23 protein-coding genes are annotated in these 22,860 nt (G+C 67.4%); 8 read left to right on the top strand and 15 right to left on the bottom strand.

Annotated elements, in window-relative coordinates:
- Window positions 1–100: 100 nt before the first annotated feature.
- The 3 genes from DZC73_RS26425 to pyk are packed head-to-tail and all read right to left on the bottom strand — an operon-like array spanning window position 101 to window position 3,203.
- The gene (locus DZC73_RS26425; RefSeq protein WP_124543370.1) at window positions 101–1,027 is read right to left on the bottom strand and encodes an AEC family transporter; all 927 of its coding nucleotides are present in this window, start codon (window positions 1,025–1,027) and stop codon (window positions 101–103) included.
- 6 nt (window positions 1,028–1,033) lie between these two features.
- Window positions 1,034–1,777, bottom strand: coding sequence for a TSUP family transporter (locus DZC73_RS26420; protein ID WP_124543369.1), 744 nt, complete (start codon window positions 1,775–1,777; stop codon window positions 1,034–1,036).
- Window position 1,778: 1 nt separating this feature from the next.
- On the bottom strand, window positions 1,779–3,203 hold the full coding sequence (gene pyk / locus DZC73_RS26415; RefSeq protein ID WP_124543368.1) for a pyruvate kinase: 1,425 nt from the start codon (window positions 3,201–3,203) through the stop codon (window positions 1,779–1,781).
- 283 nt (window positions 3,204–3,486) lie between these two features.
- Between pyk and DZC73_RS26410 the strand changes: the two genes are divergently transcribed.
- Complete coding sequence (locus tag DZC73_RS26410) at window positions 3,487–4,449, top strand: YihY/virulence factor BrkB family protein (RefSeq protein ID WP_124543367.1); 963 nt, start codon at window positions 3,487–3,489, stop codon at window positions 4,447–4,449.
- Window positions 4,450–4,958: 509 nt separating this feature from the next.
- On the opposite strand, the gene DZC73_RS26405 is transcribed toward DZC73_RS26410, so the two are convergent.
- Window positions 4,959–8,735, bottom strand: a complete 3,777-nt coding sequence (locus tag DZC73_RS26405; protein ID WP_124543366.1) for an ATP-binding protein — start codon at window positions 8,733–8,735, stop codon at window positions 4,959–4,961.
- 119 nt (window positions 8,736–8,854) lie between these two features.
- On the opposite strand from DZC73_RS26405, the gene DZC73_RS26400 reads away from it, so the two are divergent.
- A complete protein-coding gene (locus tag DZC73_RS26400) occupies window positions 8,855–9,529 on the top strand; it encodes a tetratricopeptide repeat protein (RefSeq protein ID WP_124543365.1) in 675 nt (224 codons plus the stop codon).
- An 18-nt stretch (window positions 9,530–9,547) separates the two neighbouring features.
- Here the strand turns inward: DZC73_RS26400 and DZC73_RS26395 are convergent, their stop codons facing one another.
- Complete coding sequence (locus tag DZC73_RS26395; protein ID WP_124543364.1) at window positions 9,548–11,344, bottom strand: bifunctional metallophosphatase/5'-nucleotidase; 1,797 nt, start codon at window positions 11,342–11,344, stop codon at window positions 9,548–9,550.
- A 29-nt stretch (window positions 11,345–11,373) separates the two neighbouring features.
- Window positions 11,374–11,913 (bottom strand): PEP-CTERM sorting domain-containing protein, encoded by a 540-nt coding sequence (locus tag DZC73_RS29840; RefSeq protein ID WP_161974757.1) that lies wholly within the window; start codon window positions 11,911–11,913, stop codon window positions 11,374–11,376.
- 151 nt (window positions 11,914–12,064) lie between these two features.
- On the opposite strand from DZC73_RS29840, the gene DZC73_RS29835 reads away from it, so the two are divergent.
- Window positions 12,065–12,262, top strand: coding sequence for a hypothetical protein (locus DZC73_RS29835; RefSeq protein ID WP_161974756.1), 198 nt, complete (start codon window positions 12,065–12,067; stop codon window positions 12,260–12,262).
- A gap of 89 nt (window positions 12,263–12,351) precedes the next feature.
- The gene (locus tag DZC73_RS26385) at window positions 12,352–12,603 is read left to right on the top strand and encodes a hypothetical protein (RefSeq protein ID WP_124543362.1); all 252 of its coding nucleotides are present in this window, start codon (window positions 12,352–12,354) and stop codon (window positions 12,601–12,603) included.
- An 88-nt stretch (window positions 12,604–12,691) separates the two neighbouring features.
- Here the strand turns inward: DZC73_RS26385 and DZC73_RS26380 are convergent, their stop codons facing one another.
- Window positions 12,692–13,957 (bottom strand): c-type cytochrome, encoded by a 1,266-nt coding sequence (locus DZC73_RS26380; protein WP_124543361.1) that lies wholly within the window; start codon window positions 13,955–13,957, stop codon window positions 12,692–12,694.
- Window positions 13,954–14,625, bottom strand: coding sequence for a c-type cytochrome (locus DZC73_RS26375; protein ID WP_124543402.1), 672 nt, complete (start codon window positions 14,623–14,625; stop codon window positions 13,954–13,956). Before DZC73_RS26375 ends, DZC73_RS26380 begins: the two co-directional genes overlap by 4 nt.
- Window positions 14,626–14,769: 144 nt before the next feature.
- On the opposite strand from DZC73_RS26375, the gene DZC73_RS26370 reads away from it, so the two are divergent.
- Complete coding sequence (locus DZC73_RS26370) at window positions 14,770–14,988, top strand: hypothetical protein (protein ID WP_124543360.1); 219 nt, start codon at window positions 14,770–14,772, stop codon at window positions 14,986–14,988.
- 81 nt (window positions 14,989–15,069) lie between these two features.
- Window positions 15,070–16,059, top strand: coding sequence for an ATP-binding response regulator (locus DZC73_RS26365; protein ID WP_124543359.1), 990 nt, complete (start codon window positions 15,070–15,072; stop codon window positions 16,057–16,059).
- 7 nt (window positions 16,060–16,066) lie between these two features.
- Here the strand turns inward: DZC73_RS26365 and DZC73_RS26360 are convergent, their stop codons facing one another.
- Entirely contained in the window at window positions 16,067–16,921 is an 855-nt protein-coding gene (locus DZC73_RS26360; RefSeq protein ID WP_161974755.1) for a D-alanyl-D-alanine carboxypeptidase family protein, read from the bottom strand.
- A 269-nt stretch (window positions 16,922–17,190) separates the two neighbouring features.
- On the opposite strand from DZC73_RS26360, the gene DZC73_RS26355 reads away from it, so the two are divergent.
- Window positions 17,191–17,697, top strand: coding sequence for a pyridoxamine 5'-phosphate oxidase family protein (locus DZC73_RS26355; RefSeq protein WP_124543357.1), 507 nt, complete (start codon window positions 17,191–17,193; stop codon window positions 17,695–17,697).
- Between the two features lie 139 nt (window positions 17,698–17,836).
- Window positions 17,837–18,013, top strand: coding sequence for a hypothetical protein (locus DZC73_RS29830; protein WP_161974754.1), 177 nt, complete (start codon window positions 17,837–17,839; stop codon window positions 18,011–18,013).
- Window positions 18,014–18,028: 15 nt separating this feature from the next.
- On the opposite strand, the gene DZC73_RS26350 is transcribed toward DZC73_RS29830, so the two are convergent.
- From DZC73_RS26350 to pcaH, 6 genes are all read right to left on the bottom strand, one after another.
- On the bottom strand, window positions 18,029–18,967 hold the full coding sequence (locus tag DZC73_RS26350; RefSeq protein WP_235835291.1) for an AraC family transcriptional regulator: 939 nt from the start codon (window positions 18,965–18,967) through the stop codon (window positions 18,029–18,031).
- Window positions 18,964–19,350: a nuclear transport factor 2 family protein gene (locus DZC73_RS26345; RefSeq protein WP_124543356.1), complete on the bottom strand. Its 387-nt coding sequence runs from the start codon at window positions 19,348–19,350 to the stop codon at window positions 18,964–18,966. Before DZC73_RS26345 ends, DZC73_RS26350 begins: the two co-directional genes overlap by 4 nt.
- A 113-nt stretch (window positions 19,351–19,463) precedes the next feature.
- The gene (locus DZC73_RS26340; RefSeq protein ID WP_124543355.1) at window positions 19,464–20,435 is read right to left on the bottom strand and encodes a PDR/VanB family oxidoreductase; all 972 of its coding nucleotides are present in this window, start codon (window positions 20,433–20,435) and stop codon (window positions 19,464–19,466) included.
- Entirely contained in the window at window positions 20,432–21,466 is a 1,035-nt protein-coding gene (locus tag DZC73_RS26335; protein ID WP_124543354.1) for an aromatic ring-hydroxylating oxygenase subunit alpha, read from the bottom strand. The genes DZC73_RS26340 and DZC73_RS26335 overlap by 4 nt, the downstream gene beginning before the upstream one ends.
- A gap of 16 nt (window positions 21,467–21,482) precedes the next feature.
- Window positions 21,483–22,103 (bottom strand): protocatechuate 3,4-dioxygenase subunit alpha, encoded by a 621-nt coding sequence (gene pcaG / locus DZC73_RS26330; RefSeq protein WP_124543353.1) that lies wholly within the window; start codon window positions 22,101–22,103, stop codon window positions 21,483–21,485.
- Window positions 22,100–22,843, bottom strand: coding sequence for a protocatechuate 3,4-dioxygenase subunit beta (pcaH, locus tag DZC73_RS26325; RefSeq protein ID WP_124543352.1), 744 nt, complete (start codon window positions 22,841–22,843; stop codon window positions 22,100–22,102). The genes pcaG and pcaH overlap by 4 nt, the downstream gene beginning before the upstream one ends.
- Window positions 22,844–22,860 lie beyond the last annotated feature (17 nt).

Genomic DNA, 22,860 nt, shown 5'->3' with positions numbered 1-22,860 from the left:
GAAGAACGCGTGGTGGAGCAAGGCGGCGAGCGGCTGATCGAGCGCCTGCGCTTTCGGCGCAAGCGCCAGGACGGCTGGCGCGGGCGGGGCTGTCTTCGCCTCAGAAGTGGAGGCGGGCCGACAGCGACAGCACCAGCGGGATCGTCAGTGCCGCTGCCACGGTCTGGATGGAAATGATGCTGGCTGCCAGCCGGTGATCGCCGCCCAGGAGCTTGGTCATGATGTAGGCCGAAGGTGTGCAAGGCAGCGAGTTGAAGAGCACGACGATGCCGAACGCCGTGCCGGTGAGGCCACTGGCGTGGGCGAGCGTTGCGGTAACGGCCGGGACTAGCACGAGCTTGACCATCGACGAGAGGAAGACTGCTGAGCGGGCTTCGCTGGCCAGCCGCAAGTCCAGGCCGGCGCCCACGGCCAGCAAGCCCAGGGGCAGCGATGCCGCGCCCAGTACATCGAGCGTGGAGAACACGGCCGCGGGGCGGGGCAGGCCGCAGGCGTTGAACAGCAAGCCCAGGCACACGGCCACGATCACCGGGTTCTTGACCAGCGCCAGCCCCAGTTCAGCCGGACTGGGCTTGCCCTTGCCGCTGTGGACCATGAGGACGACGATCGACGCGACGTTGAGGATGGGAATCGAGATGGCGATGCTCAGCGACGTCAGCGTGATGCCCGGCGAGCCGAACAGCAGCGCTGCAGCCGCCACGCCGACGTAGGTGTTGGGCCGCAGCGCTCCCTGGATGACCGACGAGAACGTGCTGCCGTTCTGTCCCACCGCCCATTTCCAGAGAAAGAGGAACGCGCCGCCGATGCTCACGGCCCCCAGCAGCGAAATGACGAAAGCGCCGATCGGGTAGTTGGAGAAATCGGCCTTCGCGATCTGGGCGAACATCAGCGCCGGAAACATGCAGAAGTAGTTCAGCCGCTCGCAAGGCAGCCAGAACTGGTGGTCGATGAATTTCCAGCGGTGAATCGCAAAGCCCAGTGCGATCAACACGAAGATCGGCACGAGGGCCGTCAGAACACTGTTCACGTCGTCCTATCGGAGGTAGTTCTTTCCCAGGAGCGCCAGGCCATAGGCTGCAATGAATCCGGTGAATGCGCGCTCGTAGATCGATGCCTTCAGGCGCTCGAAGGCCCAGCTGCCCAGGAAGACGTAGATCAGCGCGGACAGCGGCGCCAGGGCCAGGCCCAGTGCGCGCAGCGAGGCCGGTTGCAGCAGCACAAGTGCCACGATCTGGATGCTTCCGAAGAGCAGGTAATAGCGCGAGATCAGTGCCCTCATGGCGTGCTTGTTGTCCGTGACCGATGACGAGTAGATGGCCAGTGCGGCGCCTCCCATGTTGGTGAAGCCATGGAAGGCACCCATCAGCACGAGGTAGGCGCGCTCGTGCCGCAGGATGAAGCCCCTGAGCCACTGCCGGATGAGGTCCGATCCACGCAGCACCGCCGCCGTCAGCATGGCCAGGCCCACCCACAGCTCGACCGATGCCTTCATGTGGGACAGCAGCATAAAGCTGAGGGCAGCCAGAAGCGGCACGGCCACGGACCAATATCGAATAACCAAATGCGATGGCGTTTGGGCGGCCTTGCGCCTGTCTCCCCAGACTTGCAGCGCCGAGATCGCCAGCGATGACGGAAGCAGCCATCCCAGCACCGAAGAGAACTCGATGCCCAGCAGCAGCAGCGTGGGCGTGCCGAACACCAGGATGCCCATGCCGAACAGCGACTGCACCACCGCCAGGCCCAGGACGACCAGGCCGATTGCGTAGCTGTGGTCCATGTCAGGCCTCGACTTCCGACTGGGCCACCAGAGGCAGCGGCAGGCCCAGGCCCTGGTGAGTCTGGATCCACGTATGGGCCGAGCCGCCCGTGGCGGAGAAGCGGCCCAGCAGCAGCGTGTCCTTCTCGTCGACGACACCGTGCGCCTGCAAGGCGGCGACGAGTTCGCCGGCGTCCAGTGCATGCAGGTCGTCGCGCGCCAGGACGACCGGCGTGGTGCCGGGCAGCAATCGCAGCGAGCGGGCCAGCGAGGCATCGTCGGTGATGGCGATCACCGGCAGGCCGATGCGCTCCATCGCGACCAGCCGGGCCGCGACCCCGGTGCGCGAGGACACCACCACCTTGTCGACTTCGTTCGAGTGCGCCAGCAGTCGGATGGCCTGCGCGAACTCCCTCTCCTTGGCCAGCAGGCCGGCGGGCCGTGCCTCACGCTGGCGCTGCGCGTACGTCTCGGCGGCTGTGGCGATGCTGCGCAGCCGCGAGACACACAGCACGGGATATTTGCCGATCGCCGTCTCCCCCGACAACATCACCGCCGCGGCGCCGTCCAGGATGGCATTGGTGATGTCGCCGATCTCCGCCTTGGTGGGCAGCGGGTTGTCGATCATGCTGTGCAGCAGTTCGGTGGCCACGATCACCGGGCGTGCGTACTGGCGGGCCACCTGGATGATCCGCTTCTGGTGGACAGAGACTTCGTCCAGCCCGGTCTCCACCGACAGGTCGCCGCGGTCGATCATGATGACGTCGCTGGCCGCGGCGATTTCCTCGAGGTGGTCCAGGCCGCCGCGGTTCTCCACCTTCGCCACGATGCGCGGCGACGCGCCGTTGATGAGGTTGCGGATGGCCTGCACGTGATCGGCACCTTCCACGAAGCTGATGCCCACGAAGTCGACGCCCGTCTCCTTGCAGAACGCCACCATGGTCTCGTCGCGCGGCGTCAACAGCGATCGCCCGAGATCGAGTTCGGGAACGTTGATGCCCTTGCGGCTGCGCAGCGTGCCACCGGCCTTGGCCCGCAGGCGGATGTCGCGCCCGGAGATGCCGATGACCTCGAAGGCGAGCGTCCCGTCATCGGCGTAGATGCTCACGCCCGGACGCAGCTTGAGATGCAGCTCGTCGTAGTTGACGGGCACCTTGTCGTGGCCGCGGTAGTCCGCATCGGTGGTGAGGACGATCTCCTCGCCCTCGGCAAACGACGGTTCGTGGGCGAGCAGCGTCGTTCGGATCTTGCGTCCGGGGATGTCCAGCAGGATGGGCACGTCGGGAATGACCGTCCGCAGGAGCTGGATGGTCTCGCGATGCCAGTTCAGATCGGCATGCGAGCCGTTGAGTCGTGCGACGGACATGCCCGCCGCGTGAAGCTGCTGAAGCGCCGCGGCATTGCGCGTGGCTGGCCCGATGGTGGCGACGATGCTCGTCGAAGTCATGATGAAGCTCCCTGGTTTGATGTCGAAGTTGGATGGCCGCACGCGCAATCGCTGCGCACGGCGTCGAGCAGGTTGCGGTAGGCGAAGGTGGGGACGAAGGCCCGCAGCCGCGATCGATGCGTGTGACCCACTCAAAGTGCAAGGACGGTGCCAGCAGATGACGGTCTGATGACAGTCTTGTGACGATTCAAAGACGGGCATTTGCTGGATGTGCAGCAGTGATGTGCTGAACATCCAGCAGGTCGTGACTGCAAGCGGGCACGTGCATTGCCATGTTCTCGGCATGGCCCGCCCGCTCCCGTTTGAATATCTCCAACGCCGCTCGCCCGACAGCCTGCCCGCGTCGAGCGCTGCGTCGCCCCATGGCGTGAAGGCCTGGTGGTCGCTGCTCCTGCACGCCGCCCGCTCCTGGTCGCAGGACTACGCGCCGAGCATGGGCGCGGCGCTGGCCTACTACACGCTCTTTTCCATCGCGCCGCTGCTGCTCATCGTGATCTCGGTGGCCGGCTTCGTGTTCGGGCCCGATGCGGCGCGCGGCGAGATCATGGCGCAGCTGCAGGGGCTCATCGGCGACGAAGGCGCGCGCTTCGTGCAAGGCCTGCTGGAGGCCGCGCACAGGCCGGGGCAGGGCGTGGTGGCCACGCTGGCGGGCTTGGCCCTGCTGCTGGTCGGTGCCACCACCGTGTTCAACGAACTCCAGGACGCACTGGACCGCATCTGGCGGGCACCCGCCCGCCGCAAGTCGGGCGTGTGGAACCTGCTGCGCACGCGGCTGCTGTCGTTCGGGATGATCATGGCCATCGGCTTCCTGCTGATGGTCTCGCTGGTGGCCAGCGCGGCCTTGTCGGCCCTGGGGCGCTGGTGGGGGCCGGTGTTCTCCGAATGGGAGCTTCTCGGCCACGCCATCGACTTCCTGCTGGGCTTTGCCACCATCACGCTGGCCTTCGCGCTCATCTACAAGATCATGCCGCGCGTGCACATCCAGTGGCATGACGTGTGGATCGGCGCAGCGGTGACGGCCTTGCTCTTCACCGTGGGCAAGCTGCTCATCGGCCTGTACATCGGCAAGAGCGGCGTCACGTCGGTGTTCGGCGCGGCCGCCTCGCTGGCGGTGCTGCTGCTGTGGGTGTACTACTCGGCGCAGATCTTCCTGCTCGGTGCGGAGTTCACCTGGGTCTACGCACACACATTCGGGTCGCTGCGGCACCAACCGCCCGGGCAGTCGTGCGAGGTACACACCCGCTAAGGAAGAACGCGGTCACGGTTTACCCCTGAAGAATGGGGTAAACCGCTCCTACTTACTTCCGGTTTTTTGGGGTGGAGTTGGAACCAGACCCATACGCCCTGAACTGATTGGGGCGGTATTGCGTCCCAATTGGCCGGGCAGTGATCTGGTCACACCCGTTAGGGCATTGACCATTCTTCAATTGGCGCTGGCAGTTTTCGTTATTGCATTTGGTCATTCTTTTTCCTTTTATGCCCCGACCCAATGCTGATGCATTGACTCGGAACCTGGCTGATTGATGAATGCGGCAGAAGGGCCGCACCTGTGCCACATGGATGTCGATCATCTGCGTGTGGCGCGCAATTTCCGGTACCACAGAGGTACCGTGAAAATCTTGGTGGCCCGCAAGACGGCCTGTCAGAAGCTTCCGTCATGGAAACGGCCGCATGAATGATGCAAGGCACGCGCGGCCTGCGCCACGAAGAATGCTGCCAAAAAACGATGTCATTCCATCGTTTCCAACAGCCCGGTCAGAGCGGCGTGACGCCCATCCTGGCGGGGGAAGCCAACGGTTCGGCCACGCCTTGCGAGAAGGTCCGGCCCAGCATCCGCGAGATCGCGTCCATCGGCGCCGGCTTGACGAGATGATCGTCGAAGCCGGCAGCCTCGGCGCGGTGCCGGTCCGACGGCTGCCCATAGCCGGTGAGCGCCACGATGCGGCAGCCGCGCAGCTCGTCCATCGCGCGCAGCCGGCGGGCCACCTCGTAGCCGTCCATGCCGGGCAGGCCGATGTCCAGCAGCACGAGGTCCGGCATCCACTCCAGCGCGATGCGCAAGGCCTGCTCGCCGTTGGCGGCGGTGCGCACCTCGTGGCCCTCCGCCTCCAGCACCAGCCCCAGGGATTCGGCCGCGTCGCGGTTGTCGTCCACGATGAGCACCTTGCGCGGCGACGCCCATGCCGAGGGCTCTTGCATGCGGTCGGACTCGAGGGCGTCGCTCAAGGGCAGCATCACCTCGAAGACCGACCCCATGCCCGTCCCCGGGCTGCTCGCCGACACCTGTCCGCCGTGCATTTCCACCAAGCTGCGGACCACCGACAGCCCGATGCCCAGCCCGCCTTGCGCGCGGTCCAGCGTGCGGTCGCTCTGCACGAACAGGTCGAAGACGTGTGGCAGCAGGTCCGACGGGATGCCCGCGCCGGTGTCGCTCACGCGGATGAGTCCCTGGTCGCCGTCGCGCAGCATCTCGATGTCGATCTGCCCGCCCGCATCCGTGTACTTGGCGGCGTTGGTCAGCAGGTTCACCAGGCACTGCTGCAGCCGCGCGGCGTCGCCGATGACATGCATGGGCATGCCCGCGCGCACGGTCAGGCGGTGGCCACGCTCTCGGATGACGGGCTCCATCGCCTCGACCGCGGCGGACACCACGGCCTCCAGGTCCACCGGCTCGCGTTCGAGCTGGATGCGCCCGCGCGTGATGCGCGAGACATCCAGCAGGTCGTCCACCATGCGGTTCAACTGGTGCACCTGGCGGTCGACGATGCCGATGGCACGGCGCACCCGATCGTCCGGCGGGTTCAGGCGCTGCATCAGCTCCACCGCATTGCGGATGGGCGCCATCGGGTTGCGCAGTTCGTGCGCGAGCATGGCGAGGAATTCGTCCTTGCGGCGGTCCAGGTCGCGCAGCGCCTGCTCCATGCCCTTGCGCTCGGTCACGTCGAACGACAGGCCGGTGAGCCGGATGGGCGTGCCGGCCTCGTCACACAGCACGCGCCCGCGGATTTCCATCCAGCGCACCTCGCCGTTGTCGGCGCGCACGAAGCGCACTTCATCGGCGAACTGGCCCTTGTTGCGGATGGTCTCGTCCAGCAATTGGCGGTGCCGCGTCGCATCCTTGGGATGGATGGCAGACATGCCCTGCGCCAGGTCCTGCGGCCGCGCTCCCAGCACGGCCGGCGCGTTGTCGGACAGCGTGGCCCGCTCGGTGGCGAGGTCGATGTCCCAGGTGAACATGCTGGCGCCGGCGAGGAAGAGCTTGAGCTGTTCCTCGCCGATGCGGCGGGCACGGTCCAGCTCGATGGCCGCGGCCACGCGCACCAGCAGCTCGCGCGAGGAGAAGGGCTTGACGAGGTAGTCGTCGGCGCCTGCGCGCAGGCCTTCGACGCGCGCCTCTTCGCCGGCGCGCGCGGACAGCAGGATCACCGGCAGGGAGCGCAGCTGCGTGTCGCTGCGCAAGGCGTTCAACAGGCCGAAGCCATCCAGCCTGGGCATCATCACGTCCGACAGCAGCAGCGCGGGCCGTCGGCGGCGCACCGCGTCGAGTGCCTCGCGGCCGTCGGCGGCGGTCTCTACCTGGAAGTATGGCGAGAGCAGCCGTTCGAGGTACTGCCGCATGTCGGCGTTGTCGTCCGCGACCAGCACCCGCGAGCCCCAGGTGGAGCGGTAGCGGTCGCCCAGCAGCACGGTGTCGGCGCCGACCTCGCCGTGCTGTGCCGACGTGTCGCCGTCACCGGGCAGCCAGCGCAGGGCTTCCTGCACATAGGCCGCGGCCTGCGGCTTGCCAGCAGGCGCGGGCGCCGGTGCGGCCGGCGCGTCATGGCGGTGGCTGTCCAGCGGCAGGCGCACGGTGAAGGTGCTGCCTTCACCCAGCCGGCTGTGCGCTTCAACGGTGCCGCCATGAAGGCGCACGAGTTCCTTCACGAGCGCCAGGCCGATGCCGCTGCCTTCGTGCGTGCGCCCCTGCGTGCCGCGCACGCGGTGGAAGCGCTCGAACAGGCGGCCCACTTCGTCCCTGGGCACGCCCACGCCGGTGTCCTCCACCTGCAGCACGGCGTCGTCGCCTTCTGCGAGCAGGCGAACGGTGATGCGTCCGTGCAAGGTGAACTTGAGCGCATTCGACAGCAGGTTGAGCACCACCCGTTCCCACTGGTCGCGGTCCACGAGCACGGGAGCGGGCAGTGGCCGGCAATCGACGAAGAACTCCAACCCGGCGCGTTCGATGGCAGACCGGAACAGGCTGGCGAGGTCGGCCGTGGCCTGGGTGAGGTCAGTGCGCAGGAACACGCTCTCATGCCGGCCGGCCTCGATGCGCGAGAACTCCAGCAGCGTGTTCACCAGCTTGGTCAGCCGCAGCGCGTTGCGCTCCACCATCGACAGGCGCGAACGCAGATCGGCTGGCAGTTCCGGCATGCCGAGCGCATCGGCCAGCGGACCGAGCATCAGCGTGAGCGGCGTGCGGAACTCGTGGCTGACGTTGGAGAAGAACTCGGTCTTGGCGCGATCCAGCTCGGCCAGCTCCTCGGCGCGTTGCCGCTCGCGCTCGTAGGCCTGCGCGTTGGCAATGGCGGACGAGACCTGCTTGGCCACCAGCACGAGGAAGTCCTGGTAGGCGGCGTCGACGAGGCGGAAGGGATTGAGCCCGACGATCAGCACGCCTTCCTGCCCGGCGTCGCCGGAGGGGGCGATGGGCAGCACCATCGCATGGTGTGCCGGGGTGTCCCAGCTGCCGCCAGGCCATGCCATGCCGTCGGGCAAGGGCGGCAGCTCGACGATGCGGGGCGTGCCTGAGCGGATGACGTCCTCGGCGAGCCAGGGTGCGCCGCACGGGTCGATGGCGGCGAGCACGTGGGCCTGGTCTGCGCTGTCGAGCACGGGCGCCAAGCCTGCCTGCCCGTGCGTGCGCAGGCAGGCGAGCGCGAAGGTGATGTCCCTGTCATTGGTGCGCACGGCCGCCATGCAGCTTTCGACGGCGGCAGGCACGGTCTTGGCGTCCGCCGAGCCCGCGGCGAGGTCGCGCAGCAGGCCCATCTGCCGCTCGCTGATGACGCGGCGCGTCTCGTCGGAGTTGGCGCAGATGATGCCCGCGGGCCGGCCGTCGTCGCCGGGGATGGGGCTGTATGAGAAGGTGTAGTAAGTCTCTTCGCGGTAGCCGTTGCGCTCCATGATCAGCAGCTGGCTTTCCGCGAAGGTGCCGTCGCCGTTCATGGCCGAGTCCAGCAGCGGCTGGATCTCGGTCCAGATCTCGCGCCACACCACGGAGGTCGGCTGCCCGAGGGCATGCGGGTGCTTGCCGCCGATGATCGACTTGTATGGATCGTTGTACAGGTAGAGCAACTGCTCGCCCCAGCCGATCCAGATCGGCTGGCTGGAGGTCAGCATGATGCGCACCACGGTCTTCAGGCTGCGCGGCCAGTCCTTGGGTGGCCCCAGCGGCGTGGACGACCAGTCGTGCGCGCGCATGAGCGAGCCGAGTTCTCCGCCGCCGGCGAGAAACGTCGTTTCCGCGTCGAGTCCGTTGGGCGCGTCCATGCCTGTCCTCCGCCTGGTGTTGTTGTCCGGTGCGAGGCGCCGATGCCTGGGGTCTTTTGGCAAGCAGCGTGCCTGCCGGAAGGCGGGTGGGTGTCATGCGAACGGGTGACACTCCATGCATGGCTTACAGAACGATTTCCTGGCCCGCGTGGGCCTTGGCATTGGCGTGCACCCTGGCGCATGCCGACGACGACCTCGTCCAGGACCTGGCCCAGGTCCAGCGGCACTGGCAGGCCGGGGAGGTCCGCGCTGCCCTGTCCTATGCACACCTCACGTCGGGCGAGCACCCGGATTCGATGGAAGCACTGGCTTGGCTGGTGATGATCGAAGACCGTATGGGGCAGGCCGACTCGGCCATGTCGCGCCTGTTGCAGGCCTTGAAGGAACGGCCGCGGGATGAACACTTGCGCACCGCGCTGACCCGCCTGGTCAAGGACCGCAAGGGATGCACGGCGACGCTGCGCGCCGCGGGCATCGAGACCGGCCGCTTCATTCCCGGCCGCCAGGCTTTCGCCCTGGTGCCCGCCGCCGGCAGGCCGCGCCTCGTGCCAGGGCTGCTCACCAGTGGTACCGACGGGGACCATGCACGCTTCTCCGCCTCGTCGGTGGTGGGCACATCGGCCATGCTCGTCTTCGACACCGCGGGCCGCCTCATCGCCGAGGGCGACGACCCGCAGGCCTTGCGCGTGCTCGCTCCCATGAAAACGCCCATGCCGGTCAAGCCGGGCATGGGCGCCGAGGAGCTTTATGAGACGCTGCTTCCCAACGTCATCCAGGACCAGCCCTGCGGCTGATCCTTCCTTCTCACGCCATCACGGCGGGCAGCTGGCACCCGCGTCCAGGCGCTGGATGCGGGGCTTGCCCAGCAGCGGGCTGTTCGGGTCGTAAGGCGGGTTGGGGCTCTTGGTGCCAGCCATGAAGTCGACCAGCGCGTCGATGTCCTGGGCGCCGCCCAGCAGGTCCTTGCCGCCCAGCAGCACGGTGAAGCCATCGCCGCCGGTGGACAGGAAGTTGTTGACCGTCACGCGGTAGGTCTTGGTCGGGTTGTTCACCACGCCTGCGGTCACGATCTGGTCGATGCTGCTGCCGGTGGTGAGCTTCACGTCGACGATGCGGCTGCACAGCGCAGCGTCGCCGTTCCAGGTGTAGGCGAAGCCGGCCGAAGGCAGCATCACGCGCGTGGCGGCCTGGCCCATGCAACCGGCGAACTGCTGCTCCAGCACGTCCTTGATCTGCTGCGCGGTGAGCGTCATCGTGACCAGGCTGTTGCCGAAGGGCTGCACCGTGAAGGCTTCGCCGTAGGTGATCTCGCCGGGGCCTTCGCTGCCGCTGATCTGGCTGTACACGAAGCCGGGGTTGCGCACGCCGCCCGCGTTCATGAATGCGATCTGCGCACCGCCGAAGCTGGCCGGCTGCGTGGCCTTGAGCTGAGAGTCCGCAATCAGCTCGCCGCCGGGCATGGCGCACGATGCGTTTCTCGTGTTGAGCGCATCGGAGGCGATCGAGCCGATGACCTGGTTGGCGATGGGCGAGACCAGGGCGCTGTAGTTGTCCACCAGCGTCTTGATGGCGGGCACCGGGGCCACGCCGGCGGCGCTGCGGTCCACCACGCGGTTGGTCGCGGACACGCTCACGACGTCACCGGTGGTGGTGTCCAGCGTCATGTCGATGTCGCTGAGCACGCGGCCGAAGGCATTGGCGCTGGTCACCGGGATCTTGCGGCCGGTGGCGTTGGGAAGCTTGCAGTTGTAGGCCGCATGGGTGTGGCCGGAGATCACCAGGTCCACCGCGTTGTCGAGCTGGCTCACGATGGCAGCGATGTCCGAACCGGCGAGGTCGCCCGCGCAGCCGTTGATGTCCACCGGGCTGGGCGGCAGGGTCTGGAATCCGCCCTGGTGCACCAGCACCACGATGGCCTCGACGCCGCGGGCGCGCAGCTTGGGCACCAGCGCGTTCACCGTGGCGGCTTCGTCGTCGAAGCGCAGGCCGGCCACGCCCGAAGGCGTGACGATGGTGGGCGTCGCCTTGAGCGTCATGCCGATGAAGGCCACGCGCACGCCGCTGAAGGTCTTGATGCCGTAGGGCGGGAACACCGTGGCGCCGGTGGCCGTGTCGAACACGTTGGCGGCCAGGTACTTGAACTTCGCGCCTTCGAAGGGCACCGGCGTGCCCACGCTTGCGCCCTTGCAGCTGTTGGGGTCGGTTGGATGGCAGCCGCCGCCTTGCATGCGCTTGAGCTCGGTCTTGCCTTCGTCGAACTCGTGGTTGCCCACGGCGTTGAATTCGAGGCCGATGCGGTTCATCGCCTCGATGGTGGGCTCGTCGTGGAAGAGCGCGGAGATGAGCGGGCTGGCGCCGATCAGGTCGCCGGCGGCCACCACCGCGTTGTTGGGGTTCTGGGCCTTGAGCTGGGCCACGTAGGCGGCCAGCACGTCCGCGCCGCCCGCAGGCACGTTGGCCGAGGCCGCGCTGCCCTTGAAGTTGCCGGGCGACTGCAGGTTCCCGTGGAAGTCGTTGAGGCCGATGATCTTGACGTTGACCGTGCCCGAATGGGCGCAGGCCGCCATCAGCGCGAGCGCCGCGCCGCTCATGAGGTGCTTGATTGCCATGATGATTTTTTCAGCGATGGTTCTGTGGTTCATGCGCGGCGGCGCGCGACGAATGCGAGGCCGGTGAGCCCCGCGAGCATCAGCGCGAGGGTGGTGGGTTCGGGAACGGGTGTGATGGACACGGCACCGACCGTCGCGTCTAGGCGTGCGCCGGCGGCATCCAGCGCGGAGTCTACGAGCACGCCGGTGATGCTGTGCGCGCCCGCACCCAGCGAGAACACGCCGCGGCTGTAGGAAGCGTTCGCCCAGGCGGCGTCGAAGTCCAGGCCGGTGCTCACGGGGTAAGTGCTGCCGCCCAGCGTGGTGAGGCCCAGCGACACGCCGTTGTCGAACACTTCGAAACGATCTCCTGCGAAGCCGCCGTCGATGACCTTGAACTGTGCAGGGCCGGCCAGCGTGATGTCGAAGCTGATGGCCGAGCCGTCGAGCGCGATCCACTCCAGGCCGCCGGAGGTGGCGGAGAACGGATCCACGTCGAAGGTGTTCCAGCTGCCGTCGGCCACGATGGGCGTGGCATGCGCGGCGCAGGCCAGCAGTGCGGCCAGGGCCGCCAGTGCAGGTTTGAACATGAGACTCCTCTGAGTGTTTGAAGTTGAAAGAAAGGTGGGCCGAATGTCTTCGTTTTGCATGACCTCGGCGTGACGGCTGCGCGATGTGAAACGCAGGCCGCTCGCGGCACGGCGTTTGCTCAAAGACCCCCAACTGTTCACGGAGGAAACGATGACTGACCGCCCCGAAATGTCCGATGGGCTCGCCGCCAAGCCAAGCGATGCCCCCTCGTGGAATACGAGCTTTCGCCTCTCGAAAGAGCAACTGGCCGCGGCCGAGCGCACCCGCGAATACCACGTGCGAAAGCTGCAGCAGCAGGTCAGTGCTGCAGAATTTCCATCACCCGAAGAGGTGAGAACCGAGCACTGACGCGGTGCGGCACGCGCACTGTTGGGCATACGCGTTGCTGCAACGGGATGTCCGGCGATGTTGCCGGCTCTTGAAACAGGAGTCAGAAGATGGCCAACCAACAGCGCAATGACCAGCAGGAGCAGGGCCAGGAAGCCCGCAACCAGAGCAGCCAGCAGCGCGACCAGGATCGCAGCCAGGCGCAGAACGAGCAGCAAAGCGGCCGCAATCGCCAACAGCAGAGCGACCGCAGCTCGGCGGGCAACCAGAGCCGCCAGCAGCAAAGCGACAGCGATCGCAAGTCCGGCTCCAACATGGACCAGGACTCCAGCCGCGACCGAGACCAGAGCAGCCGCCGTTGACCGGCGCACTGACGCTGCATGAGCAAAGGCCGGCACTGCCGGCCTTTTTTGTTGTCGATGTTGCCGCCGGAATTTCAGCCGTGCGGCGTCACCGGAACTGCAGCACCTCCAGCGTGCTGACCGCCGGTGCCTGATTGCCCCACGAGGCCCGCACGTAGCTCAGCACGGCGGCGATCTGGCTGTCGTCCAGCGCCTGCCCGAATGGCGGCATGCCGAAGGGGCGCGGGTTCCCCATGGTGGTCGGTGGGTAGCCGCCGCTCACCACGGCGCGAACGAGGTTGGCCGGATTGCCCATGGTCACGGCGCGGTTGCCGGCCAGGGCCGGGTAGGCGCCGCTCACGCCTTGCCCCTTGTCGCCATGGCATTGCTCGCAGTGCTTTTCGTAGATCTTCGAGCCTTCGCTCAGCAAGCTGAGGTCCAGCGGCTTGACGGCGGGGGCCGAGTCGTGCGCCTGCGGCAAGGACTTCAGGAACACGGCAATCGCCTCCAGGTCGTGGGCCGAGAGATGCTGCGTGCTGCGGTACACGACCTCGGCCATGGGGCCCATCACCGATGCGCGCGGCGAGATGCCGTCGCGCAGCAGGGCGACGACGTGCGCCGTCTCCCATTGCGCGACGCCGGCCTCGCGCGACGAGGTGAGAGCCGGCGCATACCACTTCTGCATCGGGATGAGCCCACCGCTCAGTTCCAGCCTTTCGCTGGTGGCGCCGAAGATGTTGCGGCTGGCATGGCAGGCATTGCAATGGCCCAGGCCGCGCACGAGGTAGGAGCCGCGGTTCCACTGCGCGCTCCTGCCCGCATCGGCGCGGTAGTTGCCCGGGTCGAAGAACATCGCACGCCACACGGCCAGCGAGGCCTGCGTGTTGTACGGAAAACGCAGCGTGTGCGGCGCGTTCGCCTGCTTCACCGGCGGCTGGCTTTGCAGCCAGGCGAAGAGTGCGTCGCTGTCTTCGCGCGTGACCTGCGTGAAGTTGGGATACGGGAAGGCCGGATACAGCAGGTGCCCATCGCGCGAGCGGCCGTTGTGCATGGCGCGGTAGAACTCGGCGGCAGTCCACCGGCCGATGCCGGTGTCGGGGTCCGGCGTGATGTTGCTGGCGAAGACCGTGCCGAACGGCGTGTCGATGCCGAGGCCCCCCGCGTACGCCGCGCCGCCACGCGCGGTGTGGCAGGCGGCGCAGTTGCCGGCCAGCGCGAGGTAGGCGCCGCGCTGCGCGAGCTCGGGCGTGGGCTTCCACGCGGGCGGCGAGTTCACGTCCACCTCGTCGCGCAAGTTGAGCGCGGCCACGATGGCGGCAAGCATCAGCAGCGTGCCGAGCACCGCGGCCAGGATCTTGATGCGGCGTGTGCTCATCGCGTGGGCCCGCTTCCGCAATCCATCGGCAGCGGCATCGCGATGCTGCTCGCCGGCTTGGCCGGCGTGGGCAGCGGGCGAGTGGACAGCCAGCCGGCGACGGCCGCGATGTCCTGCGGCGCCAGGCGTTGCGTGACCTGCGCCATGCAGTCCGGTTGTGCCGCCTTGCGCTGGCCAGTGCGCCAGGCGCCGAACTGGCTGATCACATAGTCGCGCGGCAGGCCCAGCAGGCCCGGCATGGCAGGCGACACGCCGGTCAGCGCCGAGCCGTGGCACTGCACGCAGGCAGGCACCTTGCGTTGTGCGTCGCCTTGAAGCGCAAGCGTCTCGCCACGCTGAAGCACCTCGGCCGGCAACGGCAACTGGGGCGAGGGCGGATACGGCAGGTCCAGCGACGAGAAGTGCGCCGCGATCTCGCGCAGGTAGGCATCGGACATGTGCTGCACGAGGTAGGTCATCGGCCCGTTCTGGCGCCGGCCTTCTCGGAAGTTCACGAGCTGGTTGTAGAGATAGCCGGCAGGCTTGCCGGCGATGCGCGGAAAGTAGCCATCCGGCGTGGCGCGGCCTTCCTTGCCGTGGCAGGCGGTGCACGGGCGCGTGCGCTCGGCGATGGTGTCGACTTCCTGTGCAACCGCCACCGCCTGGGCATGCGCCAAGGCGGCGAACATCGCTCCTGCCAGCACCAGGCCGGAGCGGATCGCGAACTTCCTCACACTGGGTCTCTTTCGATTCGCGAGCGGCATCTTCGGCCCTTCAAACTGATGTTTCGATTGGATACATTCACTGCACCGAGGACACATTCTCCCCCGAGCATGAACGCCATCACCATCCAGCAGACTCTTCTCGATTGCGGCGACGCCCGCGTGGTTCTTGCCAGCGATGCCGACATGCGTCCGGTCGTCGGCCTGAGCACCCACGGTGGCGAACGTTTCGTGCAGATCGATCGCGTGACCATGCTGGAACTCGAGCGTGGCATGGTGGATCCCGGAACCGTGATGGCCGAACGCTGCGCGGGGCTGGCAGTGGCCTGACCTCCTCCAAAATCCCTACGACGAAGCGGCGCCACGGCGCCGCTTTTTCATGCCCGTTACGCTGTGGCACAGTCCGGGCCTGTGAGCAACGAACACCTTTGGCTGGACAGCCTGATCGATGGCTTCATGGCGCTGGATGCCGCCGGTTGCGTGGTGCATTGCAACAGCGCCGTGCAGGACATGCTGGGGCTGGACTGCGAGCTGATCATCGGGCGCGGGTTGCTCGATGCGGCGCCCGTGCTGGCCGCATCGAGCGAGGCCATCCACGACGCCATGGCGACCGGCGAGGCGCAGACGCTGGCTGCGCCGCTGGTGCTGGGCGAGCGAAGCTTCAGCCTGCGCGTGTCGCCCGTGGTCCGCGGCGGCTGGACGCTGCAGTTCGTCGACGTGAGCGCGCAGGTGGCGAGCGATCGGCGACGTGGCGAGGACCTGGCCCGGCTGGCACACGACATGCGCAATCCGCTGGCGCCGCTGCGCACCGCGCTGGAGTTGCTGAAGCGGCCCACCGTGGCCGACGCGACGAAGGAGCGGGCGCGCGAGATCATGGATCGGCAGATCGTCGAGCTGGTCGGGATGATCGATCGCCTGCAGGCCATCGGACGCGGATTGCGCGATGCGCCTGCGAGCGCGCCGGCCGGCCCGTTCATGGCACCCGCCTTGGCGGATCCGTCGGCACTGCCGCACGACCGGGGCGCCCGTGTGCTCGTGGCCGACGACAGCGAACTCGTGCAGCAGTCCATCGTGGCGCTGCTGCGCGTGGAAGGCTATGAGGTGCGCACCGTCTCCGACGGCGAGGCCGCCGTGGCGGTGGCCAACGAATGGAAGCCGCGCTACGTGCTGCTGGACCTGCACATGCCGCGCCTGTCGGGCGTGGATGCGGCCAAGCAGTTGCGCGCCTCGCATCCGCCCGGCGACATGGTGATCGTGATGATGAGCGGCGTGTCCCTCAACGACGCCTGGCGCGACCACGCGAAGCAGGCCGGCTTCGACCTGTGCGTGGACAAGACCGCCGACCCGAACGAATGGCTGGCCCAGATGCGGGCCGCCGGCCTGGTGATCCGGCCGGCCTGAGGCGTTCTCAGACGCGGTGCTGCGGCCGCTTGCTGGTGACCGATCGCACGGCCCTCACGGGCTGCACCATCGGTGCGGGTACGTCGCCTGCCACCATGCGATGGATGTTGAGCACGTCCACCGCCCGCTCGGAGCCGGCCATCGCGCCCATGAGCACCACCAGCAGCTTGCGGCCCGCGGCCTCCAGCCGCATGCTCAGGCAGCGGCCGGCTTCATTGGTGAAGCCCGTCTTGGACACCGAGATGTCCCAGCCCGGCTGGCCCACGAACTTGTTGGTGTTGTGGAACATCCGGCCGCGGCCGTTCACCGCGATGCGGCTGCTGGACTGGCTGGTGGCTTCGACGATCTCGGGGTAGGACGACGCCGCGCGCAGGATCTTGGCCATGTCGTGCGCCGTCGCATGGTTCTCGGGCGACAGGCCCGTGGGCTCCACGAGGCCGGTGTTCTCCAGCTTCAGCTCGGTGATCTTCTTTTGCGTGGCCGCGAGGAAGGCCGGCATGCCGCCCGGGTAGGTGCGCGCCAGCGCGGCGGCGGCGTGGTTGTCCGAAGACATCAGCGCGATCTCGATGAGGGTGCGGCGCGGGAGCACCGCGCCCACCGGCACGCCGGAGTGGGTGTGCTTGAGGGTGTCCAGGTCCGCCCGGTCGATGCGGATCACGTCGTAGGGCGGCAGCTTCGCGTCCAGCACCACCATGGCCGTCATCAGCTTGGTCATCGACGCGATGGGTGCTGCGGTGTCGGCGTCCTTCTCCAGCAGCACCTCGCCGCTTTCCTCGTCCATTACCAGCGCATGGGCGGACTCGATGTCCGGCAGCGAGAGCGGCGCGGCATGGACCGCCGCGGATCCAAGGCCGATGAACAAGGCGAGTACTGCAGTTCTGAGCATGGCGGTGCGGGAGTGAAAAAACGACAACAGGGCTTGCGCGCGTGCTAGAGCCAACGCGCACATGGCGGATTCCGACTACGTGTAGTTGCGCTTGTTCCCTGGTTCACGAGACTTTTTTCGTCTTCTTCGCGAAGAACTTCATGCGAGTGAAAGAACTACACGGTGCGAACGTGATATTCGTGGGGAATGGGCCTTGCTCGACAGGGGCAGCGGCGCAATCCCGCGCCGACATTCAAGGAGCCCGCATGAGCGACCACGACGCCAGCCAAAGAGAAAAACTCTGGGATCTCATCAAGGACATGCGCTTTGGCATGTTCACCACGCGGCACGACAACGGCCACCTGCACTCGCGCCCCATGACCACCCAGAACAAGGCCATCGACGAGGACGACAGCCTGTGGTTCTTCATGTCGCGCGCCGGCGACCCGGTGCACGACCTGGAGCAGTCCGAGGAGGTGAACGTGACCTACGCCGACCCGGGCAAGGACGCCTACGTCTCGGTGTCCGGCAAGGCGCGGCTGGTGGAAGACATGGCGGTCAAGCGGCGCCTGTGGTCCAAGCTGAACGAGGCCTACTTCAAGGACGGCGTGGACGACCCCGACTGCGCGCTGGTCCGCGTGCGCATCAGCCACGCGAACTACTGGGACGTGAAGGCCAGCAAGCTGGTCCAGCTGTGGGACATGGCCCGCGCCGCCGTGACCGGCGAGCCGGTGAAGCATCGCGGCGACCATGGGGAAGTCCGCATGCATTGAGTGTGCAGACGAAGACCGCACGTCCGTGAGGGGGGCAGGGCGCCGAGCGTGATGCATTCACGCTAACGAACGTGCGGGCTTTCCGATAATTCCGGAGGTCGCCGGCTGTCATCCGGCGTATTTCCCAAGCAGTACCCCCATGATTCTCTGGCGAGTCGTTTTCTCCAAGACTGCGCGCCGGCAACGCGACACCTTCGCGTTCGGCCCGTGGCACCCCGACAAGACGGTGGTGGAGAACTGGGCGACGTGGTTTCGCCAACTGGGGCATCCGGTGTCGGTGGAAGACAACCGGGGGCTGGGGAGAACGGTGCTCTGACCCTGCGGTTCGGTTTCATTGCGCAGCGGGTGTGGTCTGCGCTGAATTGATCGGCATGGCGTAGTGAATCACCGAGCCGGGATCGGTGGGATGGTATTGCTCGCCGTAGACCTCGACGTCCCAGCCGCCGTCGTGCTGATGGCCGCTGCCGAGCAGCCAGCTTGAGTACGCGTAGTTCACCGTGTGGTCGAGTGTGGATACCGGTCCGCGGTGGATGAAGCGGGCATGGGACGCTGCCGGCAAGCTCAGCGACACCATGCCGGCCGGCACGTCCGCATCGCCGGTCACCGGCACGCAGGCCACGTAGTGTAATTGGTCGGACTCGTCGTCAACGGGGCGCAGCAGGCCGTACGCCACGCGGCCCGGCCCTGGCACGCGGCCACCGATGTCGCCCATCCGGGCGAGGAATGCGTCCCACAAGGGCGGCAGTTTGTGGGCCAGGTTGTTCTTGTCCGAATCGACGCCGAAGAAGCGTGTGTGCAAGCCGACGACGCGCTGTGCGGGCCAGTGCTGCAGGCTGGGCGTCAGCGACACGCCCTGGTGCAGGTGCTGCAGGTAGTCCGCATTGAATTCCGGCTTGGCCGGGAACAGGCTGCGAGACCCGATGCGGCGGTACTGGCCCGGCGTCATGCGGTAGACCTTGCGAAAGGCCCGGGTGAAGCTCTCCTGGCTTTCGAAGCCCGCCGCCAGTGCAATGTCGATGATGCGGGCCTGCGGATCGCGCAGGGCCGCCAGAGCGCAGGCCAACCGGCGGGAGCGGATGTAGGTCTTCAGCGTCTCGTTGGTCAGGGCCTTGAAGATGCGCTGGAAATGCCATTGGCTCAGCCCGGCGGCGCGTCCGACATCGGCCAGCGCGATCTCGTCGTCCAGATGGCGCTCGATGTGGTCGATGCCGCGGCGCACGCAGGCCAGGTAGTCCAGCGGCACGCCCTGGCTCGCCGGGGCAGGGGTCATGGCGTGTCGAAGAAGCCGTTCATGGCGCGCAGCTTGCCATCATCGGCGTATTCAGCATAGCTCACGCCGTGGCCGAGCACGCTGCCATCGGCGCCGCGCATCTCCCATTTCGCGACGCTGCGATCGTGGTGGGCGACGAACCACGTGGTGACGAAATGGCCGCCGGGAACCTGGCGCTGGAAGTCCTGCATGTAGTTGTCCAGCGCGTCCCAGCCGATGGCATGCACCAGGGGGTCGCGGTACTCGCAGTCCCGGCTCAGCGTCAGCTCGAAGAGGCCGCGCCGCCGTGCCAGGTTCTCGGGCTTCCAGGCGGCGGTGTAGGTCTCCCATGTCTGGCGGGAATCGGCGAGGCGGGGGGAAGGCGAGGCGGTCGGGGCATCCATGCTGCAGGCTCCTGGGGTGAAGAAGGTCCGCAGCTTATGCATCGCCTCGCGTGGCGTCTTGATATTTTGTGCTTCGTCTGCCGTGGCGTCGGAACGGCCGCCGGCAGGCGGGCCTACAAGTCCAGGATCAGCCTTGCGCTTTTCGCGCGTGAGCAGCACGGCGTGAACTGGTCGTTCACCGCCTGCTCCTCCGGCGTGAGGTACATGTCCTTGTGATCCGGCATGCCTTCGAGCACGCGCGTGAGGCAGGTGCCGCACACGCCTTGCTCGCAGGAGGTCTGCACCTCCACGCCGGCTTCGGTGAGCGCCTGCACGACGGTCTTGTCGCTGGGCACGATGATGATCTGGCCCGTGCTGGCGATCTGCACCTCGAAGGTCTGGTCGCTGGCGGAGTGCGTCACCTCGGCGGAGAAGTACTCGCAATGCAGCTGCGATGCCGGCCAGCCGCGCTCGCGCGCGGTGTTGAGCACGGCGTCCATGAAGCCCTTGGGGCCGCAGACGTAGAGGTGCGTTCCGGCCTGGGGCGCGGCCAGCAGGGCAGGGATGTCCAGCTTCTGGTCCGCAGGCCCATCGTCGAAGTGGAAGCGAACGCGGTCCGCGAAGCGCGAGCGCCCGATGCGATCGGCGAAGGCCATGCGTTCCTTCGACCGCGTGCAGTAGTGCATCTCGAACTCCGCGCCCACCGCCGACAGCCGCTCGGCCATGCACAGGATGGGCGTGACGCCGATGCCGCCGGCCAGCAGCAGGCTCTTCGCCGCCTCGTGGGCCAGCGGGAAGTGGTTGCGTGGCGCGCTGATCTCGATCACGTCGCCCACCTTCAGCCGCTCGTGCATGCCGGCCGACCCGCCGCGCGAGGACGGCTCGCGCAGCACGGCGATCTGGTAGCGGTCGGGCTCGCCGGGTTCGTTGCACAGCGAGTACTGCCGGGTGATGCCCGGCGCCGCCGGCACGTCGATGTGCGAGCCGGCGGAGAACGCCGGCAGCGGCTTGCCGTCGGCCGACACGAGCTCGAAGCTGACGATGTCCTGCGCTTCCACCGTGCGCGACTGGACGCGCACTTTCAGCGATGGCGCTCCGGTGCTCATTCGGCAGCCTGCTCGGCCGCCAGCAACCGCTCCAGCACGCGCCGCGACTGCACGCCGCCGGCATCGATGTTGAGCTTGAGCAGGTTGCGTTCGGGGTGCGCCAGCAGGTTCTTCTGCTGCCGCTCCAGCATCTCCAGGTCTTCGCTGAAGATCTTGCCCTGGCCTTCGCGGATGCTGGCGGTGAGCGCCGCATCCTCCGGCTTGAAGTGCCGTGCCATGCCCCAGAAGTACCAGATGGAGGTTTCGGTCTCGGGCGTGATGAAGTCCACCACGATGCTCGATGCCTTCTTGTCCGCCGGCGCTTCGTAGCCGCCGTGGCCTGCGAGCGCCACGCCGACTTCGATCATCACGTGGCTGGGCGGCGAGAAGCGGCAGATCTGCCAGCGGTCCACCGGTTGGTCGTCCGGCAGGCCGTTGCCGCGCAGGGCCATCTGCCAGAAGGGCGGCGCGATGATGCCCTGCATGAAGCGGCTGGTGACGACCTCGTCGCCTTCGCTCTTCGTGGTCGGCGCGGCCTCGTCGATTTCCTTCTGCCCGATGGAGTTCGCATGCACGTAGGTCTCGTGCGTGAGGTCCATCAGGTTGTCGATCATCAGCCGGTAGTCGCAGTGGATGTGGTACAGCCCGCCGCCATAGGCCCACTCGGGGTTCTCGGCCCAGTGCAGGTGATGGATCTGCGCCGGGTCGGCCTTGGCCGCATCGCCGGGCCACACCCAGATGAAACCGTGGCGCTCAACCGCCGGATAGGTGCGGATCGCCGGAAAGCCGCGCACGCGCTGGCCGGGCATCGCGACGGTCTTGCCGTCGCAGCCCATCTCCAGCCCGTGGTAGCCGCACACCAGCTTGCCGTTCACGCAGCGGCCCAGCGACAAGGGCGCGCCGCGGTGCGGGCAGAAGTCCTCCAGCGCGGCGACCTGGCCTTCGGGGCCGCGGTAGATCACCATCGCCTCGTTGCACACCTTGCGGCCCAGCGGCTTGCCGTCGATCTCGTCGGGCGTGCAGGCCACGTACCAGGCGTTCTTCGGGAACATCGCGGGTCTCCGGGTTTCAGATGTCGAAGAAGACGGTTTCGTTTTCGCCTTGCAGGCGGATGTCGAAGCGGTACACCGTGCCGTCGGGCCGCTCCTCGCGCTGGGCGATGAGCGTCTTGCGCCGCACTTCCCACTCGATGAGGTTGATGACCGGGTCTTTCGCGTTGGCCGCGGCCTCGTCGCTGAAGTACAGCCGGGTGTTCAGTCCTATGTTGATGCCGCGCGCCACGATCCACACGTTGATGTGCGGCGCCATCACCCGCCCGTCGCGTCCGGTGACGGCGCCGGGCTTGATGGTCTCGAAGCTGTAGAGCCCGGTCTCGAAGTCGCTGCAGGCCCGGCCCCAGCCGCGGAAGGACGGATCCACCGCCTTGCCCGCCTGCCGGTCGCCCGGGTGGTTGTACTTGCCCTGCGCGTTGGCCTGCCAGATCTCCAGCAGCACGTCGCGCAAGGGCGTGCCGCTGCCGTCGAACACCTTGCCTTCGATGCGGATGCGCTCGCCCTGCGTCTGCGGCGAGACCAGCACCGGCCCGAAGTTGTTCTCGAAGATCTCGAAGCCCGCGGCACGCGGCGCCAGGCCGATGTGCACGTACGGACCGGCCGTCTGCGAAGCGGTTTCCCTCAGCAGTTCGCTCATTTCACTTCTCCCTGCACGCGGTTCTCGAAGTAGGTGGCGCGCTGGCCGCGCAGCACGATGTCGAAGCGGTAGGCGCGGCTGTCCAGCGGCACGAAGCCGGAGACGTCCTGCTGCGCGATCAAACCGCGCACCTGCTCGTCGCTGGGAATGGTCTGCAGGATGGGGCAGCGTGAGATGAGCGGGTCGCCCTCGAAGTACATCTGCGTGATCAGCCGCTGCACCCAGCCGTCGCCCGAGATGGCCACGTGGATGTGGGAGGGCCGCCAGTCGTTGATGCGGTTGCGCCAGGGGTAGGGCCCGGGCTTGATGGTGCGAAAGACGTAGTAGCCGTTCTCGTCGGTGAGCATGCGGCCGCAGCCGCCGAAGTTCGGGTCCAGCGCGCCGATGTAGGTGTCCTTCTTGTGGCGGTAGCGCCCGCTGGCATTGGCCTGCCAGACCTCCACCAGCGCGTTCTTGACCGGGCGGCCGAACTGGTCGCGCACGAAGCCGTGGACGATGAGCCGCTCGCCGATGGGCAGGCCGGCCTTGGCGCCGTTGCGGATGAGGTCGTTGTCCAGCGGGCCCAGTTCGTCGGCGCTGAACACTGGCCCCGTGACCTCCGACAGCGACTGCTGCAGCGAAATGAGGGCGTTGCGCGGGCTGCGCAGGACGCTGGTCTTGTAGGCCGGCGCCAGGGCCGGCGGGTGCGACGCGGTGTCGCGCATCAGGAACTCATCGCCGGGCTGGGGCGCACGGGTCATCGCTGTCTCCTCGTCAA

This window comes from Rhizobacter terrae, assembly GCF_003852895.1.
GTDB lineage: Bacteria > Pseudomonadota > Gammaproteobacteria > Burkholderiales > Burkholderiaceae_C > Albitalea > Albitalea terrae.
Note: the sequence above shows the minus strand (reverse complement) of the source record. Positions and strands in the feature narration are given on the sequence as shown.